This is a genomic window from Marinobacterium arenosum (assembly GCF_019795155.1).
GTDB classification, from domain to species: Bacteria; Pseudomonadota; Gammaproteobacteria; order Pseudomonadales; family Balneatricaceae; genus Marinobacterium_C; species Marinobacterium_C arenosum.
In genome coordinates this window covers 83,069-100,259 of the sequence record NZ_JAILYN010000001.1, presented here as the reverse complement: position 1 = coordinate 100,259, position 17,191 = coordinate 83,069, and the positions used below count along the sequence as shown (strand labels likewise).

Sequence of the window (17,191 nt, the reverse complement as noted above, 5' to 3'; positions counted from 1 at the left end):
CGGAGTCATCCCCGCCGGCCCCGCTTACTTGTTCAGGAACAGCTCTCGGCCGATCAGCATGCGGCGGATCTCGGAGGTGCCGGCGCCGATCTCGTACAGCTTGGCGTCGCGCAGCAGACGGCCGGTCGGGAATTCGTTGATGTAGCCGTTACCGCCCAGCAGCTGGATCGCATCCAGCGCGACCTTGGTGGCCATCTCGGCGGAGTAGAGGATGGCGCCGGCGCAGTCCTTGCGGCTGGTCTCGCCACGCATCGCCGCCTGGGCGACCATGTAGACATAGGACTTGGCGGCGTTCATCTGAGTGTACATGTCGGCGATCTTGCCCTGTACCAGTTCGAACTCGCCGATCGCCTGGCCAAACTGCTGACGGTCGCGGATATACGGCACGGCGATATCCATCGCTGCCTGCATGATGCCCAGCGGGCCGCCGGACAGTACCAGACGCTCGTAATCCAGGCCGCTCATCAGGACTTTGACGCCACCGTGCAGTTCGCCGAGGATGTTCTCCTTCGGTACCGGGCAGTCCTCGAATACCAGCTCGCAGGTGTTGGAGCCGCGCATCCCCAGCTTGTCCAGTTTCTGGTGGCGGGAGAAGCCCGGGTAGTCGCGCTCGACGATGAACGCGGTGATACCGCGCGGGCCGGCGCTGGTGTCGGTCTTGGCGTAGATCACGTAGGTGTGGGCGTCCGGACCGTTGGTGATCCACATCTTGTTGCCGTTCAGCAGGAAGTGGTCGCCGTTGTCGCGGGCGGTCAATTTCATCGATACGACATCGGAGCCGGCATTCGGCTCGGACATCGCCAGCGCGCCGATGTGCTCGCCGCTGATCAGCTTCGGCAGGTACTTCTGCTTCTGCTCTTCGTTACCGTTGCGGTGGATCTGGTTGACACAGAGGTTGGAGTGGGCGCCGTAGGAGAGGCCGACAGACGCGGACGCGCGGCTGATCTCTTCCATCGCGACCACATGGGCCAGGTAGCCCATATCGACACCGCCGTACTCTTCCTTGACGGTGATCCCCAGCAGCCCCATGTCGCCGAACTTGCGCCACAGATCGTTCGGGAAGGCGTTCTCGCGGTCGATCTCTTCAGCGCGCGGGGCGATCTCCTGCGCAGCAAAGGCATTGACCTGTTCGCGCAGCATGTCCAGGGTTTCGCCCAGACCAAAGTTCAGTTCGGAGTATTGTGCAATCATATATCCACCCATAGCTCTCAGGCCTTTGCCGGGTATCCGTCGCGACGCGCGGCGAGTACTCAGGAATCGGCGCTGATTTGTTGTTTTTGTCCAGTCAAATCGTTCAACGCCTCGCGACAACGCGCTTCGGCACTATCCAGTTCCAGCTGCACCATGGCGATATCCTTCAGCTGCTGATCCAGCTCGGCCCGCTTTTCGGCGATCTTGTCCAGCAGCAGTCGTAGCTGCTTTTCACTGCCGCTGGCGGTTTCGTCCCACAGCGAGAACAGCTCACGGATCTCCGCCAGTGAGAAGCCGAGTCGTTTACCCCGCATGATCAGTTTCAGGCGAACCCGGTCCTGCCGGCTGTAGATCCGGGTTTGGCCCCGGCGCTGCGGCGACAGCAGACCCTGATCCTCATAGAAACGGATGCTACGGGTGGTCAGGTCGAACTCTGTGGCGAGTTCGCTGATGGAGTAGGTCGTTTGATTATTCATGGTGTCCTTCTACTGTTTGATTCGAGTCTAGTTAAAGTTTACGTAAACGTAAAGCTGGCTTCGGCTGGGACCAAGGTCGAATATTCGGCTTACTGCTTAGTATAAGTGGCTGAATTCGCAGAGATATTCGGGTATTTACCGATTGTCGAACGGGCCCCTACGACTAAAGTTGTACTTGGCTTCCTGTAAGGGAAATTGCTAATTTCGATTCGTCGCTGACGTTGAGGTCAGCGTTCCCGGAGTCTGTCGGAGTTGACCGATCGTAGCGAGGGGAAACCGATTTGAGGCAGATTTGTCGGTCTTTTGAGGCGAATAGCTCGCCATTTACCGATAAAGAACGTGAAATCTGACCAAGCTCGTTTCCACGCAGTCGATCAGTGTTAGGTCCGAAAGACTCCCAGGCCAGGGCAATACAGCCCACAAATAACAATAAGAACGAGAGGCTTCGGTTTAGCATGAATGCTGACTACGTTCTGCAAACTCTTGACCTGCGTAAGGAGTTCAAGGGTTTTACCGCTGTAGACGATGTAAATCTGAACGTCGAGCGCGGCACCATCCACGCCTTGATCGGGCCCAATGGTGCGGGTAAGACAACCGTTTTCAACCTGTTGACCAAGTTCCTGACGCCGACCACCGGCCAGATTCTCTATAACGGCAACGACATCACGCGAATGAAGCCGGCGGCGATCGCCCGAATGGGTGTGATCCGTTCCTTCCAGATATCCGCTGTATTTCCCCACCTGACCGTACTGGAAAATGTACGGGTCGCCCTGCAACGCAAGGAAGGTAACAGCTTCCATTTCTGGAAAAGCCAATCGGTGCTGAACAAGCTGAACAGCCGCGCCGAAGAACTGCTCGATTCGGTCGGCCTGCTGGAGTTTGCCAACGCCACCACCGTCGACCTCTCCTACGGCCGCAAGCGTGCGCTGGAGATCGCCACTACGTTGGCGCTGGAGCCGGAACTGATGCTGCTGGACGAACCGACCCAAGGGATGGGCCACGAGGATGTCGGTCTGGTGGCGGACCTGATCAAGAAGGTCTCCGTCGGGCGTACCATCCTGATGGTGGAGCACAACCTGCACGTGGTGTCCAAACTGGCCGATCGGATCACCGTGCTGCAGCGTGGCGCGATCCTGACCGAAGGCGATTACGACACCGTGTCCGCCGATCCGCGAGTACGCGAGGCCTATATGGGCGTCGAGGCGGATGAAGAGGTGCCGGGTCAGACGACCGGTGCCAAATCAGCAGAGGAGGTCAGCGCATGAGTGCCGGTGACGAAAAGATCCGTATCAGCGACCTGCACGCCTTCTACGGCGAGTCGCACATCCTGCATGGCATCGATATGCACGTCAGCCAGGGTGAATTGGTCACCCTGTTGGGCCGTAACGGCGCCGGTCGCAGCACCACGTTGCGCTCGATCATGAATATGGTTGGCCGCCGTACCGGACAGATCAACATCAACGGCCGCGAAACCATCGGCATGCCGGCCCACAAGATCGCCCATCTGGGGGTGGGGTTCTGTCCGGAGGAGCGGGCAATCTTCTCGAGCCTGAACGTCGAAGAAAATCTGATGCTGCCGCCGGCGGTGCGTAGCGACGGCATGAGCGTTGAGGAGATCTACGAGATGTTCCCCAACCTCTACGAGCGCCGCACCAGCCAGGGCACCCGGCTGTCGGGCGGTGAGCAGCAGATGCTGGCACTGGCGCGAATCCTGCGTTCGGGCGCCAATATCCTGCTGCTGGATGAGATCACAGAGGGCTTGGCTCCGGTTATCGTCAAGAAACTGGGCGAGGTGCTGATGAGGTTGAAGGAGCGAGGTCTGACGATCCTGCTGGTGGAACAGAATTTCCGTTTCGCCGCACCGATTGCCGACCGCCATTACGTTATGGAGCACGGCCACATCGTGGAAGAGGTCCATGCTCAAGAGCTGGAAGCTAAATCCGAAATGTTGAACACCTACCTGGGGGTTTGACAGGGGCTTGCACGGGGAATTCGCCCTGTGCGGCGCACTGTTCGGAAAATGAGATCGATAAAAATAAAAAATCCAATCAGGAGAATAACGATGAAAGCAATGACCAAAACCTTGATGTCCGCTGCTATGGCCACCGCAATCGCCGCTACCGGCGCCCAGGCTGCCGGCCTGTCCGATGATAAGCTGAAGATCGGCGTGCTGGCGGATATGGGTGGCGTCTATGCGGATGTCTGTGGTCCGGGCTGTGTGACGGCGGTTGAGATGGCGGTTGAGGATTTCGGCGGCAGCGTACTGGGCAAGCCGATCGAGATCGTCACCGCCGATGACCAGAACAAGGCCGACGTGGGTTCCGCCAAGGTGCGTGAGTGGGTTGAAGACCAGCAGGTCGACGCGGTAACCGGCCTGGTGGCATCCTCGGTAACCGGTGCGGTAACCAAGGTGCTGACCGACAACAAGAAGATCGCGCTGATCTCCACCTCCGCGTCCAACGCATTCACCACCAAGGCCTGTTCGCCGTACAACGCACACTGGACCTATAACGTGGTCGCCCTGGCCAACGGTACCGTCAAGCCGATGGTTCAGTCCGGCAAGAAGAAGTGGTTCTTTATCACAGCCGACTACGCCTTCGGTCACGCACTGGAGAAAGTGGCGACTGGCGTAATCGAAAACAACGGTGGTGAAGTGGTTGGCGCGGTGCGCGCACCGCTGGGCACCACAGACTTCTCTTCCTACGTGTTGCAGGCACAGTCCTCCGGTGCTGACGTAGTGGCGCTGGCCAACGCCGGTTCCGACTTCGTCAACTCGCTGAAAACCGCCGCCGAGTTCGGCCTGACCGAGATGGTCGATGTGGCCGGCCTGCTGGTGTTTACGCCGAACGCCCAGGCACTGGATCCGGCAATTGCCGGCGGCATGAAGCTGACCACCGGCTTCTACTGGGATCTGGACGACGAGACCCGCGCCTGGAGCAAGCGCTTTAAGGAGCGTCACGGCTCCATCCCGGCGATGGGCCATGCCGGTGCCTACTCCGCCACCATGCACTACCTGAACGCGGTCAAGGCGACCGGTACAGACGATTCCGACACCGTCATGAAGCACATGAAGGCCAACAAGCCGAACGACTTCTTCGCTCGCAATGCGACACTGCGTGCCGACGGCCGGATGGTGCACGACATGTACCAGGTACGGATCAAGACCGCCTCCGAGCGTAAGAGTGAGGACGATATCTTCGCCGTGGAGAAAGTCATTCCGGGTGATGAGGCCTTTGCGCCGATGCTGGCTCAGTGCGAGTTCAAATAACGGCTCGGTGATCTTGGGAACGGCCTGGGCGCCGTTCCGCAAGACAGGCTAACCGGCCGGTTTCGAGGGGTGTCACAGCCTCTTGGGCCGGCCGGTTTTACCCCGGGGCCTTGGGGTGTTCTGTGCTGATTTCTGGGTGGTGTTATGGTGACGTTTCTTGGTATCAATCTGTTCGGTCTGTCCGGCCAGTTGCTGGTTGGCCTGATCAACGGCTCATTCTATGCGTTGCTGAGCCTCGGCTTGGCAATAATCTTCGGTCTTCTGAAAATCATTAATTTTGCGCAGGGCGCGCTCTACATGGTCGGTGCCTTCATCGCCTGGATGGCCCTGCAGTACATGGGTATCAACTACTGGGCGGCGTTGATCATCGTACCGCTGCTGGTGGGCGTCATCGGGGTGCTGATGGAGCGCTATCTGCTGCGACCGATCGCCAATGAGGATCACCTGTACAGCCTGCTGCTGACCTTTGGTATCGCGCTGATTCTGCAGGGGGCCTTTACCCATGGCTTCGGCTCCTCCGGCCTCTCCTATGCGATCCCCGCCGAACTGAAAGGCGGCACCAAGCTGCCGTTCATGTACCTGCCGAACTACCGCGCCTGGATCATCGTGGCGTCGATCACCGTCTGCTTCGGTACCTGGTGGATGATCGAAAAAACCAAATTGGGCGCCTACCTGCGGGCCGGCACCGAGAACCCGCAAATGATGCAGGCGTTCGGTATCAACGTACCGCTGATCGTCACCCTGACCTTCGGCTTCGGCGTGGCGCTGGCGGGGTTGGCGGGCGTCATGGCCGCACCGGTCTACGCGGTCAGCCCTGAGATGGGCTCCAATATGCTGATCGTGGTGTTCGCGATCGTGGTGATCGGCGGCATGGGCTCGATCGGTGGCGCCATCCTGACCGGTCTCGGCATGGGGGTGGTCGAAGGGCTGACCAAGTATTTCTATCCGGAAGCCTCGACCACCATCATCTTCCTGGTGATGGTTGTGGTACTGCTGCTGAAACCGGCCGGCCTGTTCGGTAAAGAAGCCTGAGAAGGGGAGTGGTAACAATGAAAATAAACAAACTTTACCTGGGTCTGCTGGGCTTTGCGCTGATCGCGCCGACCATTCTCTATCCGGTCTTCCTGATGAAGGTGCTCTGTTTCGCACTGTTCGCCTGCGCCTTCAACCTGCTGCTCGGCTTCGTCGGCCTGCTGTCGTTCGGCCATGCGGTGTTTCTCGGTACCGGCGGCTATGTCACCGGTTACCTGATGATGAACACCGGCATCACGCCGGAACTGGGTATTCTGTGCGGGACGGCGGCGGCCGCTTTGCTGGGCGCCTTCTACGGCAAGCTGTCGGTCAAGCGTGAAGGGATCTACTTTGCGATGGTGACCCTGGCGCTGGCCCAGCTGATGTTCTTCGTTTATCTGCAGGCGCCGTTCACCGGTGGTGAGGATGGCATGCAGGGCGTGCCGCGCGGCGAGCTGTTCGGGCTGATCGACCTGTCCGACAATATGGCGATGTACTACTTCGTGCTGGCGGTGTTCGTGTTCGGCTTCTGGCTGATCCACCGTACCATCCATTCGCCGTTCGGCCAGGTGCTGAAGGCGATCCGCGAGAACGAGCCGCGTGCCGTGTCGCTGGGCTATAACGTCAACGACTACAAGTGGGTGGCGTTCATTATTTCGTCGGCGCTGGCCGGACTGGCAGGTTCCACCAAGACCCTGGTATTCCAGCTGGCGTCGCTGACCGACGTGCATTGGCACATGTCCGGCGAGGTGGTGCTGATGACCCTGGTAGGCGGCATGGGCACCATTCTCGGCCCGCTGGTCGGCGCCGGCGTAGTGGTGGGCATTCAGAACTACCTGTCCGGTGGTGAGCTGGGTAACTATCTGCACATCATCATGGGCGCGATCTTCGTAATCTGCGTACTGGCGTTCCGCAGCGGCATCGTCGGTGAGATCAACAAGGTGATCAAGCGTAACTTCAGCTCCTGAGTCGGGGTGATGGACTGGTAAGGCGCAGTGGGCTAACTGCGCCTTTTTCTATAATCTATATATGACGTTTACGTAAACTGAGGTTTGTATGCAGGATTCCGTGGTTATTGTTAGCGCTGCCCGTACACCGATGGGTGGCATGATGGGTTCACTGAGTTCGGTACGGGCTCCTGAGCTTTGTGCCACCGCTATCAAGGCTGCGCTGGAGCGCGCCCATATCGTCGGTAGCGATGTCGATGAAGTGGTGATGGGCTGCGTGCTGCCGGCAGGCCTCGGTCAGGCACCGGCACGCCAGGCGTCGCTTGGCGCGGGTATCCCGGTCGATGCCGGCTGTACCACCGTTAACAAAATGTGTGGTTCCGGCATGAAGGCGGTGATGTTGGCGCACGACCAGATCAAGGCCGGCGAAGCCAAGGTGATGGTGGCCGGTGGTATGGAAAACATGAGCCAGTCGCCCTACCTGCTGCCGAAAGCCCGCGAAGGGATGCGGATGGGGCATCAGCAGGTGATCGATTCGATGTTCTTCGACGGCCTGGAAGACGCCTACCAGGGCGGCCTGATGGGGACTTTCGCGCAGCAGAGCGCCGACACGTTCAATGTGACTCGCGAGGCGATGGACGATTTTGCGATCCAGTCGCTGGAGCGCGCGCTTAAGGCGATCGAAACCGGCGCCTTTAAAGATGAGATTGCGCCGGTAACGGTAACCAGCCGCAGGGGCGAAACCCTGGTCGATACTGACGAGCAGCCGGGTAATGCTCGCATCGACAAGATCCGTCAGTTGAAGCCGGCCTTCAAGAAGGACGGTACCGTCACCGCGGCCAACTCCAGCTCGATCTCCGACGGCGGCTCGGCGCTGGTGTTGATGTCCGAGTCCGAAGCCCTGCAGCGCGGCCTGAAGCCGCTGGCCCGCATCAAGGCCCACTCCACCCACGCCCAGCTGCCGGAGGAGTTCACCATCGCCCCGATTGGCGCCATCCAGAAGGTGCTGGATAAAGCCGGCTGGAGCAAGGACGAGGTGGATCTGTACGAGATCAACGAAGCTTTCGCGGTGGTGACCATGCTGGCGGTTGACCAGCTGGGGCTGGATTACGACAAGGTCAACGTGCATGGCGGCGCCTGCGCACTGGGCCATCCGATCGGTTCCAGCGGCTCCCGTATCCTGGTGACCCTGTTGTACGCACTGCAGCAGCGTGGCCTGAGCAAAGGGGTTGCTTCGCTCTGTATCGGTGGCGGTGAAGCGACCGCGGTGGCGGTTGAGTTGCTGTAACTCAGCTTCTGGTTCTATTCCTGAAACGGGCCCTTGCGGCCCGTTTTTTGTTATAGCCGCTAGCGGCCATAAGGCACGCCGCCGACCCGCATCTGGCGGTACTGGCTCGGCGACAATCCCATGGTTTTCTTGAAGATTCGCGAGAAGTAGTAGGCGTCTTCGTAGCCGACTGCGAAGGCGATCTCGTTGATGTTCTTCTGTGTCACGTCCAATAGATGGCAGGCTTTTTCGATCTTCAGGTGGATGAAATGGTTGATCGGCGTAGTGCCGGTCAGTTCCTTGTAGCGCTTGACGAAATGGTACTTCGACAGGTTGACCGTCTCGGCCAGGGTGTCCAGATCCAGTTGTTCGTGCAGTCGCGACTGCATCAGGCTGTGGATCGCCTCCAGGTCAAAGCTGTCGGCGCTCTGCTGTTGCCGCGCCAGCGGCTGCAGAAGCGCAATATGTGACAGTATCTGGCGCAGCTGATTGGCCGCGTTGATATAGGCGTTGAGGTTATAGCTGGCCTGCCGGCTCTCCAGCAGGGCACTGAAATCGCTGACCAGTCGGGAGTGGATACCGAGACGGCTGACCGGACCGGCCTGGCCACTGCGGCTGCTCTGCAGGTGGGCGATGAAGTCGGCGGCGTCCTCGCCGTCGAAATGGACCCAGAAAATGGTCCAGGGATCCGCCTTGCCGGACTGGTAGGCGTGCGCGATACCGCGCGGAATCAGCATCAGATCGCCAGCGCGCACGGTATGGCGCTCTTCGCCGACGGTCAGCCGGCCACGGCCCTCCAGGCAGTAGATCAGCAGGTTGTCGTCATGTTCCTGGCGGGCCATATGGTGGCCGCTGGCCCGTTGATAGTAACCGATACCGAGCGGGTAGAGGCCCTTGCTTAGCGGATGTGCGGCCAACTGACTGATTGTGCGGCGCGGAATGACGAAGCGGCTGCTTTCCGGTGCCAGTGGCCATTGTGAGGGGCTGCTCATGGACTAAACTTATGTATAAGGGAAAACCATTAATGTATCGCAATATAATCCAGTATTCGCGCAACTTAATCAATCCTGAGGCTCTGGGGGCTGTGTTACAAATTCCTTAACAGCGCGTCGTTGCGAGAGTTCCAACTTTTCGGAAGCTCCAAAGACGACGTAACCAGGGTAAGCAAGATAACAACAAAAGGTAAACGTGATGACTCAGCAAGTCCCTCTTCTGATCAACGGTGAACTCGTCCAGAGCGAGTCCCAGAACCTGATTCCTGTTACCAACCCGGCCACTCAGGAAGTGATCGCGCAGGTGCCTTGTGCCACCGAAGCCGAGGTGGAGCGTGCCGTTGCCGCAGCGAAAGCAGCGTTCGAAACCTGGAAAGATACTCCGGTCGGTGAGCGGGCGCGTCTGATGTTGCGTTACCAGGCGCTGCTGAAAGAGCATCACGACGAGCTGGCAACCCTGCTGTCGCAGGAAACCGGTAAAACCTTCGACGATGCCAAGGGCGACGTCTGGCGTGGTATCGAGGTAGTCGAGCATGCCTGCAACATCGCTTCACTGAGCATGGGCGAAACCGTCGAGAACGTGGCCCGCAAGATCGACTGCTACAGCATCACCCAACCGCTGGGCGTCTGTGTCGGTATCACCCCGTTCAACTTCCCGGCGATGATTCCGCTGTGGATGTTCCCGATGGCGATCGCCTGCGGTAACACCTTCGTGCTGAAGCCGTCCGAGCAGGACCCGCTGACGCCGATGCGTCTGGCCGAGCTGTTCAATGAAGCCGGTGCGCCGGACGGCCTGCTGCAGATCGTGCACGGCACCAAAGAGGTGGTTGACCAGCTGCTGGTCCACAAAGACACCCCGGCGATCTCCTTCGTCGGTTCCGTCGCGGTCGGCGAGCATATCTATCGCACCGGTACCGATCATATGAAACGCGTACAGGCGTTTGCCGGTGCCAAGAACCACATGGTTGTGATGCCGGATGCCCAGAAGAACCAGGTGGTCAACAACATCGCCGGTGCCTCTGTCGGTGCCGCCGGTCAGCGTTGCATGGCGATCTCCGTGGCGGTATTCGTCGGTGAGGCTCGCGAATGGATCCCTGAAGTCCGTGATGCACTGGCCAAGGTACGTCCGGGCGCCTGGAACGATCCGGAAGCCGGTTACGGTCCGCAGATCAACCCGCAGGCCAAGCAGCGCGTTCTGAATTTCATTCAGGAAGGTAAAGAGGCTGGCGCCGACTGCATCCTGGATGGCTCCGAGTGCGTGGTAGAAGGTTACCCGGATGGTAACTGGGTCGGCCCGACCATGTTCCGCAACGTGACCACCGATATGTCCATCTACCAGGAAGAGATCTTCGGCCCGGTGCTGATCGCGCTGGAAGTGGATACCCTGGACGAGGCGATCGCGCTGATCAACGAGAACCCGTACGGTAACGGTACCTCAATCTTCACCGCTTCCGGAGCGGCTGCCCGCAAGTACCAGCACGAGATCAAGGTCGGCCAGGTCGGTATCAACGTACCGGTGCCGGTGCCGCTGCCGATGTTCTCCTTCACCGGCTGGCGCAAGTCGTTCTACGGTGACCAGCACGCTTACGGCAAGCAGGCGGTCAAGTTCTACACCGAGACCAAGACCGTGACCGCGCGCTGGTTCGAAGATGATATCGACCGTGGCGTCAACACCACCATCCATCTCAAATAATAACCAAGGCAGTTCTATGCTCGGGCCGACCTGACGGTCGGCCCGATTGTATGATTTCAGGAGAGAGCGATGGATTTCGAACTCAACGAAGACCAGATTGCATTCGCCGACATGGCCCGCGCCTTTGCGCAGAACGAGATGGAACCCCATGCCGCCGAATGGGATCAGGAACAGCTGTTCCCGGTCGAAGTATTGCGCAAGGCCGGCGAACTCGGCTTCTGTGGCCTCTATTCTTCGGAAGATGTCGGCGGTCTCGGCCTGAGCCGACTGGATGCCAGCATCATCTTCGAGCAGCTGGCGATGGGCTGCACCTCGACCACCGCCTTTATCACCATTCACAACATGGCGACCTGGATGATTGACGCGTTCGGCAACGAGCAGACTCGCCAGGCCTGGTGCCCGGATCTGACCGCCGGCCAGAAGCTGGCCTCCTACTGCCTGACCGAACCGAACGCCGGCTCCGACGCCGCGTCGCTGAAGACCAGCGCCCGTCGTGACGGCGACGACTATGTGCTAAATGGCAGCAAGATCTTCATCTCCGGCGCCGGCAGCACCGACGTGCTGGTGGTGATGGCGCGCACCGGCGAAGAGGGCCCGAAAGGGATCTCCGCGTTCGCCGTCGATGCCAAGGCGGCCGGCATCACCTACGGTCGCAAAGAGGACAAGATGGGCTGGAACAGCCAGCCGACCCGGATGATCACCTTCGAGGATGTGCGGGTTCCGGCCAGTGCACTGCTCGGCAACGAGGGCGACGGCTTCAAGATCGCCATGAAGGGGCTCGACGGTGGTCGCATCAACATTGCCACCTGTTCGGTCGGTACCGCCCAGGCGGCGCTGAACAAGGCCACCGAATACATGCATGAGCGCAAGCAGTTCGGCAAATCGCTGGCCAGCTTCCAGGCGCTGCAGTTCAAACTGGCCGATATGGCCACCGACCTGGTTGCTGCACGCCAGATGGTACGGTTGGCGGCCAGCAAGCTGGATGCCGGGCATGCCGACAAGACCACCTACTGCGCGATGGCAAAACGGTTTGCCACCGACGCCTGCTACGATATCTGCGATGAAGCGCTGCAGATCTTCGGCGGCAACGGCTACATCAAGGAGTACCCGATGGAGCGCTACCTGCGTGACAACCGGGTACATCGTATTCTCGAAGGCACCAATGAAATCATGCGTGTCATCATCTCTCGCCGCCTGCTGATGCAGGATGCGGCCGAGATTCTGTAAAGCGTTACGGAGAGCAGCACATGACGGACAAGTTGATTGTCGAAAAGCAGGGCCACACTGCGGTCATCACCATGAACAACCCGCCGGCCAATACCTGGACCGAAGAGAGCCTGAAGGGGCTCAAGCGGGTGGTCGAGGAGCTGAACCAGGATGACGAGGTCTATGCGCTGGTGATCCGCAGCCAGAGCGAGAAGTTTTTCTCCGCCGGTGCCGACCTGAACCTGTTTGCCGACGGCGACCGTTCGGTGGCGCGTGATATGGCGCGTTACTTCGGCGAAGCGTTCGAGACCCTGGCCCGTTTCCGCGGCGTGTCGATCGCCGCGATCAACGGTTTCGCCATGGGCGGCGGCCTGGAGGTAGCGCTGGCCTGCGATATCCGGGTGGCCGAGGAGCAGGCCCAGATGGCACTGCCGGAAGCCAAGGTCGGCCTGCTGCCGTGCGCCGGCGGTACCCAGAACCTGACCATGCTGGTCGGCGAGGGCTGGACCAAGCGGATGATCCTCTGTGGTGAACGCATCAAGGCGCCGCAGGCCAAGGAGATCGGTCTGGTTGAGGAACTGGTGCCGCAGGGACAGTCGTTCGAGCGGGCGCTGGAGATGGCCAAGATGGTCGAGCAGCAGAGCCCGACCGCCGTGGCGGCCTGCAAGCAGTTGATCCAGAACAACCGTAGCGGCCACTGGGACCAGGGTTACATCCTGGAGCGTGAGCTGTTCGTCGACCTGTTCCACACCGAAGACCAGCGTGAAGGGGTCAACGCGTTCCTGCAGAAGCGGGCGCCGGAGTGGAAAAACAAGTAATCGCACGGGCGGCCGAAGACAGCGGCCGCCTTTTTTGTTGCTGAGGATATCTGATGAGCTGCGTACTCTTTAATGAATTTCCGACCCGGGACGGCAAGAAGGTCGTCGAGGTATCGCTGAACGCCGAGCGCACGCTGAACGCGCTGACCCTGGAGATGATCGACCTGATCCAGCCCAAGCTGGATGCCTGGAAAGACGACGACAGTGTGGTGGCGGTGATCCTGGACAGTGCCGGCGAGAAGGCGTTCTGTGCCGGCGGCGACGTGGTCAATCTGTACAAGTCGATGGTGGGTGAGGGCGACGCCAACTTCCCGGAAGATTTCTTTACCCGCGAGTACATCCTCGACCATTGCATCCACACCTATCCGAAACCGATCATCTGCTGGGGCAGCGGTATCGTGATGGGCGGCGGCATGGGACTGATGAACGGCTGCAGTCACCGGGTGGTCACCGAGAGCTCTCACCTGGCGATGCCGGAGGTCACCATCGGCCTCTACCCGGATGTCGGCGGCAGCTGGTTCCTGAACCATATGCCGGGCAACACCGGCCTGTTCCTGGGGCTGACCGGCAACCCGATGAACGCGGCTGACGCGCTCTACCTGGGATTGGCCGACCGTTTCGTGATGAAGGAGTTGCGTCCCACCATGGTTGAACAGCTTCAGGCAGAGGACTGGAGCGGCAGCGCCACGGCGGCGGTCAACCGGGTGCTGCGCGCGCTGGAGCGGGAATCCCAGTCGCAGCTGGCCGAGCTGGAGAGCCAGGTACAGAAGCATGCCGAGCTGATCCGCCGGGTGACCGACCAGGATACCCTGGCCGAACTGTACGACGCGCTGATGGCGGAAGACTCCGAGGACAAGTGGGTGCGCCGGGCGCAGAAGGCGCTCAGCCACGGCAGCCCGCTGGCGGTGCATATCATCGCCCGCCAGATGGAGGTGACCCGACACATGTCGCTGAAGGAGATGTTCGAGAGCGAACTGGTGCTGTCGGTACAGTGCAGCAAGCACCGCGAGTTCCCGGAAGGGGTACGGGCGCTGCTGGTCGACAAGGATGGCAGCCCCGACTGGACCTTCAAGTCGATCGGCGAGGTCGATCCGGCGGTACTGGACGAGTTCTTCCAGTCGCCCTGGGACCGGAACCCGCTCAGCGGCAAGTTGCAATAAGCGATAACTAAGCGATACGGAAGACGGTGCCGGCCGGGCCGGCACCGCCTTGGACTGACCGAACAAAATAAGGACAAGAATCATGGCAACAATCGGATTTATCGGCCTGGGCAACATGGGTGGCCCGATGGCGATCAACCTGGTCAAGGCGGGTCACAGCGTCAAGGCGTTCGACCTGTTTGAAGAAGCAATGCAGCGTGTCGTCGCCGAAGGGGCGCAGGCCGCCAGCAGCGCTGTCGATGCGGCTACCGATGTCGACTTCCTGATCTCCATGCTGCCGGCCGGCAAGCATGTCGAAGGTCTCTTCGTGACCGGTGACCAGCCGCTGTTCGACGTGGTCCGCAAGGACACCCTGATCATCGACTCCTCCACCATCGACGCGGCTACCGCCCAGCGTGTTTCTGCGGCCGGTGCCGAGCGCGGTATCAGCTTTATCGACGCACCGGTCTCCGGCGGTGTTGGCGGTGCCAAGGCCGGTACCCTGGCGTTCATGGTCGGTGCCAGCGATGAGCAGTTCAGCAGCGCCAAGCCGGTGCTCGAGTGCATGGGCAAGAACATCTTCCACGCCGGTGACCACGGCGCGGGCCAGATCGCCAAGGCGTGCAACAACATGATGCTGGCAATCCTGATGACCGGTACCTGTGAAGCCCTGAACATGGGTATCAAGAACGGCCTGGATCCGGCGGTGCTGTCCGAGATCATGAAGCAGAGCTCCGGCAACAACTGGGCGCTGCAGGTCTACAACCCGGTACCGGGCGTGATGGACGGGGTGCCGGCCTCCAACGATTACCAGGGCGGCTTCCAGGTCGACCTGATGTTCAAGGACCTGGGGCTGGCGATGGATCTGAGCCAGCAGAGCGCTTCGCCGGTGCCGATGGGCTCGCAGGCGCGCGCGCTGTTCAACCTGCACAAGTCCAAGGGCAACGGCGGGCTGGACTTCTCCAGCGTGCTGAAGCTGTACCAGGATAGCTGATCCCGGTTGTTTATCGGGTCGGATTCTCCGGCCCGATAAACGCTATGAGGCGCCGGCTCAGGCCGCCGTGCGTCCCGTTCTCTCGTTAAAAACACATTAAAAAACAATTAAAAAAATAATTAAAAGAACAATTAAAAAAACAGCGGTGAAACGATGAGTTACAACGAAGAATACCAGGCAGCATTGGACAATCCTGAAGGTTACTGGGCCGGCCAGGTCGACCGTATCCAGTGGTTCAAGAAACCCGAAACCATCCTCAAGCAGACCGAATACGGCACCTACAACTGGTACAGCGACGGTGAGCTGAACAGCAGCTATCTGGCGCTGGATTGGCAGATCGAACAGGGCCGTGGCGAGCAGGTGGCGATCTACTACGACTCGCCGGTCAGCAACACCAAGCAAGCGATCACCTTCAACGAGCTGCGCGACCAGGTGGCCACCTTTGCCGGCGCGCTGCGTGGTCTTGGCGTCGACAAGGGCGACCGGGTGGTGATCTACATGCCGATGATCCCGGAAGCGGCGGTGGCGATGCTGGCCTGCGCCCGGCTCGGCGCGCCGCACTCGGTGGTGTTCGGCGGCTTCGCACCGAACGAGCTGGCGATCCGTATCGACGATGCCGAACCGAAGGTGATCCTGACCGCCTCCTGCGGTATCGAATTCGACAAACAGATCGCCTACAAGCCGCTGGTCGACAAGGCGGTCGAGCTGTCCGCTCACAAACCGAGCAACGTGGTGGTCTGTCAGCGGCCGATGCTGCAGGCCGAGCTCGATAAGCCGGGCGACCTGGACTGGTACGATTTCCAACAGGGCGCCGAGCCTGCCGATCCGGTCGCGGTGAAGGGCGAGGACCCGTTGTACATCCTGTACACCTCCGGCACCACCGGCCAGCCGAAGGGGATCGTGCGCGACAACGGCGGCCACGCGGTGGCGCTGAGCTACGCGCTGAACAACGTCTACGGCATGAACGCCGGCGATGTCTGGTGGGGCGCCTCCGATATTGGCTGGGTGGTCGGCCATTCGTTCATTGTCTACGGTCCGCTGATGGGTGGCTGCAGCGCGATCTTCTACGAAGGCAAGCCGATCAAGTGCCCGGATGCCGGCGCGTTCTGGCGGGTGATCGACGAATACGGTGTCAATTCGATGTTCTGCGCGCCGACCGCTTTCCGTGCCATCCGCAAGGAAGATCCGAACGGCGAACTGTCGAAGAAGTACGAGCTCAGCAGCTTGAAGTGGGTGTTCGTCGCCGGCGAGAAGCTGGATTCCTCCACCTATCAGTGGCTATCCGAGCTGCTGCAGGTGCCGGTGGTCGACCACTGGTGGCAGACCGAGACCGGCTGGCCGATGACCTCGCCGATGATGGGCTGGGATAACCCGTCCGAGCCGCGCCTCGGTTCCACCAACAAGCCGATCCCCGGTTACGATATCCGGGTGCTGGATGGTGATGGCAATGATGTCGAGCCGAACGAATCCGGTAATATCTGCGCCAAACTGCCGATGCCGCCGGGCGTGGCCTGGACCATCTGGAACAAGCCGCAGCGCTTCGTCGACTCCTACCTGACCGCCTTCCCGGGTTACTACCACACCGGTGACGGTGGATTTAAGGATGAAGACGGCTACATCTACATCACCGGCCGAACCGACGACGTGATTAACGTCTCCGGCCACCGCCTGTCCACCGGCGAGATGGAGGAGGTGGTCTCCGCCCATCCGGCGGTTGCCGAATGCGCGGTGATCGGCGCCAACGACCCGCTGAAGGGCCAGGTACCGGTCGGCCTGGTGGTACTGAAAGCCGGCGTCGAGGTGGATGAGGCCCAGGTCGAGGCCGAACTGGTACAGATGGTGCGTGAGCAGGTCGGTGCGTTGGCCTGCTTCCGCCGTGCGGTGATCGTGCAGCGATTGCCGAAGACCCGCTCCGGCAAGATCCTGCGCGCCATTCTGCGCAAGATCGCCGCCGCCGAGTCCTACAAGATGCCGTCGACCATCGACGACGAAACCATCCTGCCGGAGATCACCGGCATCATGGAAGAAGCCGGTCTGCTGAAATAAGCGGGCATGCCAAGCCCGCTGCTACGGAGCGTGGGCCCCGTAGCAGCGGGCTCCGACCGCGACAGAGTTGCGAATTACAGCGCCACCCGGGGCACCATCATCACAGGCGTGTCATCGATTGTGAAACGCCTGTCGGCGTTGGC

General features: G+C 60.4%; 15 protein-coding genes. 12 read left to right on the top strand and 3 right to left on the bottom strand.

Features of this window, described 5'->3' with window-relative positions; translation table 11 throughout:
- Positions 1–24: 24 nt before the first annotated feature.
- Together K6T12_RS00455 and K6T12_RS00450 are read right to left on the bottom strand one after the other, a co-directional pair.
- Positions 25–1,191: an isovaleryl-CoA dehydrogenase gene (locus tag K6T12_RS00455; protein WP_222218356.1), complete on the bottom strand. Its 1,167-nt coding sequence runs from the start codon at positions 1,189–1,191 to the stop codon at positions 25–27.
- A 59-nt stretch (positions 1,192–1,250) separates the two neighbouring features.
- Entirely contained in the window at positions 1,251–1,667 is a 417-nt protein-coding gene (locus K6T12_RS00450) for a MerR family transcriptional regulator (protein ID WP_222218354.1), read from the bottom strand.
- A 455-nt stretch (positions 1,668–2,122) separates the two neighbouring features.
- On the opposite strand from K6T12_RS00450, the gene K6T12_RS00445 reads away from it, so the two are divergent.
- The 6 genes from K6T12_RS00445 to K6T12_RS00420 all read left to right on the top strand — a co-directional run bounded on the left by K6T12_RS00445 (position 2,123) and on the right by K6T12_RS00420 (position 8,181).
- Entirely contained in the window at positions 2,123–2,932 is an 810-nt protein-coding gene (locus tag K6T12_RS00445; RefSeq protein WP_222218352.1) for an ABC transporter ATP-binding protein, read from the top strand.
- Positions 2,929–3,639, top strand: coding sequence for an ABC transporter ATP-binding protein (locus tag K6T12_RS00440; RefSeq protein WP_222218350.1), 711 nt, complete (start codon positions 2,929–2,931; stop codon positions 3,637–3,639). The genes K6T12_RS00445 and K6T12_RS00440 overlap by 4 nt, the downstream gene beginning before the upstream one ends.
- A gap of 90 nt (positions 3,640–3,729) precedes the next feature.
- Positions 3,730–4,935 carry an ABC transporter substrate-binding protein gene (locus K6T12_RS00435; protein ID WP_222218348.1) on the top strand — a complete coding sequence of 402 codons (1,206 nt, stop codon included), beginning with the start codon at positions 3,730–3,732 and terminating at the stop codon, positions 4,933–4,935.
- A 144-nt stretch (positions 4,936–5,079) separates the two neighbouring features.
- Positions 5,080–5,967, top strand: coding sequence for a branched-chain amino acid ABC transporter permease (locus K6T12_RS00430; protein ID WP_222218346.1), 888 nt, complete (start codon positions 5,080–5,082; stop codon positions 5,965–5,967).
- 17 nt (positions 5,968–5,984) lie between these two features.
- Complete coding sequence (locus K6T12_RS00425; protein ID WP_222218344.1) at positions 5,985–6,914, top strand: branched-chain amino acid ABC transporter permease; 930 nt, start codon at positions 5,985–5,987, stop codon at positions 6,912–6,914.
- Between the two features lie 88 nt (positions 6,915–7,002).
- Positions 7,003–8,181, top strand: coding sequence for a thiolase family protein (locus K6T12_RS00420; RefSeq protein WP_222218342.1), 1,179 nt, complete (start codon positions 7,003–7,005; stop codon positions 8,179–8,181).
- 59 nt (positions 8,182–8,240) lie between these two features.
- Here K6T12_RS00420 and K6T12_RS00415 read toward each other — a convergent pair whose 3' ends face one another.
- Positions 8,241–9,152 carry an AraC family transcriptional regulator gene (locus K6T12_RS00415; RefSeq protein ID WP_222218340.1) on the bottom strand — a complete coding sequence of 304 codons (912 nt, stop codon included), beginning with the start codon at positions 9,150–9,152 and terminating at the stop codon, positions 8,241–8,243.
- 199 nt (positions 9,153–9,351) lie between these two features.
- On the opposite strand from K6T12_RS00415, the gene K6T12_RS00410 reads away from it, so the two are divergent.
- From K6T12_RS00410 to K6T12_RS00385, 6 genes are all read left to right on the top strand, one after another.
- Entirely contained in the window at positions 9,352–10,845 is a 1,494-nt protein-coding gene (locus K6T12_RS00410; protein WP_222218338.1) for a CoA-acylating methylmalonate-semialdehyde dehydrogenase, read from the top strand.
- A gap of 69 nt (positions 10,846–10,914) precedes the next feature.
- Positions 10,915–12,072: an acyl-CoA dehydrogenase family protein gene (locus tag K6T12_RS00405; protein ID WP_222218336.1), complete on the top strand. Its 1,158-nt coding sequence runs from the start codon at positions 10,915–10,917 to the stop codon at positions 12,070–12,072.
- A gap of 20 nt (positions 12,073–12,092) precedes the next feature.
- Positions 12,093–12,869 (top strand): enoyl-CoA hydratase, encoded by a 777-nt coding sequence (locus K6T12_RS00400; protein WP_222218334.1) that lies wholly within the window; start codon positions 12,093–12,095, stop codon positions 12,867–12,869.
- Between the two features lie 53 nt (positions 12,870–12,922).
- Positions 12,923–14,029 (top strand): enoyl-CoA hydratase/isomerase family protein, encoded by a 1,107-nt coding sequence (locus tag K6T12_RS00395; RefSeq protein WP_222218332.1) that lies wholly within the window; start codon positions 12,923–12,925, stop codon positions 14,027–14,029.
- Positions 14,030–14,111: 82 nt separating this feature from the next.
- Positions 14,112–15,002, top strand: coding sequence for a 3-hydroxyisobutyrate dehydrogenase (mmsB, locus tag K6T12_RS00390; protein WP_222218330.1), 891 nt, complete (start codon positions 14,112–14,114; stop codon positions 15,000–15,002).
- A gap of 153 nt (positions 15,003–15,155) precedes the next feature.
- Positions 15,156–17,048 carry a propionyl-CoA synthetase gene (locus K6T12_RS00385; protein WP_222218328.1) on the top strand — a complete coding sequence of 631 codons (1,893 nt, stop codon included), beginning with the start codon at positions 15,156–15,158 and terminating at the stop codon, positions 17,046–17,048.
- The last annotated feature ends 143 nt before the right edge of the window (positions 17,049–17,191 follow it).

Bases quoted from the DNA above. Each gene is read 5' to 3' on its own strand.
- K6T12_RS00455 (WP_222218356.1), bottom strand. From the start codon at position 1,191: ATGATTGCACAATACTCCGAACTGAACTTTGGTCTGGGCGAAACCCTG.
- K6T12_RS00450 (WP_222218354.1), bottom strand. From the start codon at position 1,667: ATGAATAATCAAACGACCTACTCCATCAGCGAACTCGCCACAGAGTTC.
- K6T12_RS00445 (WP_222218352.1), top strand. From the start codon at position 2,123: ATGAATGCTGACTACGTTCTGCAAACTCTTGACCTGCGTAAGGAGTTC.
- K6T12_RS00440 (WP_222218350.1), top strand. From the start codon at position 2,929: ATGAGTGCCGGTGACGAAAAGATCCGTATCAGCGACCTGCACGCCTTC.
- K6T12_RS00435 (WP_222218348.1), top strand. From the start codon at position 3,730: ATGAAAGCAATGACCAAAACCTTGATGTCCGCTGCTATGGCCACCGCA.
- K6T12_RS00430 (WP_222218346.1), top strand. From the start codon at position 5,080: ATGGTGACGTTTCTTGGTATCAATCTGTTCGGTCTGTCCGGCCAGTTG.
- K6T12_RS00425 (WP_222218344.1), top strand. From the start codon at position 5,985: ATGAAAATAAACAAACTTTACCTGGGTCTGCTGGGCTTTGCGCTGATC.
- K6T12_RS00420 (WP_222218342.1), top strand. From the start codon at position 7,003: ATGCAGGATTCCGTGGTTATTGTTAGCGCTGCCCGTACACCGATGGGT.
- K6T12_RS00415 (WP_222218340.1), bottom strand. From the start codon at position 9,152: ATGAGCAGCCCCTCACAATGGCCACTGGCACCGGAAAGCAGCCGCTTC.
- K6T12_RS00410 (WP_222218338.1), top strand. From the start codon at position 9,352: ATGACTCAGCAAGTCCCTCTTCTGATCAACGGTGAACTCGTCCAGAGC.
- K6T12_RS00405 (WP_222218336.1), top strand. From the start codon at position 10,915: ATGGATTTCGAACTCAACGAAGACCAGATTGCATTCGCCGACATGGCC.
- K6T12_RS00400 (WP_222218334.1), top strand. From the start codon at position 12,093: ATGACGGACAAGTTGATTGTCGAAAAGCAGGGCCACACTGCGGTCATC.
- K6T12_RS00395 (WP_222218332.1), top strand. From the start codon at position 12,923: ATGAGCTGCGTACTCTTTAATGAATTTCCGACCCGGGACGGCAAGAAG.
- mmsB (WP_222218330.1), top strand. From the start codon at position 14,112: ATGGCAACAATCGGATTTATCGGCCTGGGCAACATGGGTGGCCCGATG.
- K6T12_RS00385 (WP_222218328.1), top strand. From the start codon at position 15,156: ATGAGTTACAACGAAGAATACCAGGCAGCATTGGACAATCCTGAAGGT.